Genomic DNA, 435 nt, shown 5'->3' on the forward strand with positions numbered 1-435 from the left:
CCCGGTATGCGCAACGCCCCGATGGACGCCCTCGGCCGCGCCCTGGGCCGCGTGGCGCCGCCCTGGCCCGTGCAGTTGATCCTCCTCGACGCCGCGCAGGACCCGGTGGTCGACTTCATCGCCGAGCGCGTACGCCCCTTCTACACGGCTTAGCGCCGCTTAAGCTGGGTGCCGATACGGGTGGACGGGCGGACGAAGAGGGGTACCGGGTGAGTGCGTCAGGAACGGCCGGGGCCGGGCAGGTCGAGCACATGATGCGCCAGGTGAAGCCCGGGCGCTTCGAGAGCTACGAGTCGCTTCTGCACGCCCTCGCCGAGGGCCGCCTGTGGATGCTGCTCTGGCAGGGGCAGCCGGGCTCCCCGGACGCCCAGTACGGCGGCATGGAGGTCGAGGGCCTCGGGTACGCGCGCTGCGTGACCTCCCCGCAGGAGCTGG

The 435-nt window shown here is 72.4% G+C and carries 1 protein-coding gene and 1 pseudogene; both read left to right on the forward strand.

What is annotated here, in order from left to right:
• The coding region (locus G3I78_RS48670; RefSeq protein ID WP_164437060.1) for an enhanced serine sensitivity protein SseB C-terminal domain-containing protein at nt 1-153 on the forward strand (153 nt) is incomplete at its 5' end.
• Nucleotides 154-209: 56 nt separating this feature from the next.
• Nucleotides 210-435, forward strand: a pseudogene (locus G3I78_RS48675) (enhanced serine sensitivity protein SseB); the annotation flags it as partial.

Source organism: Streptomyces sp. SID13726 (assembly GCF_010548375.1).
GTDB lineage: Bacteria > Actinomycetota > Actinomycetes > Streptomycetales > Streptomycetaceae > Streptomyces.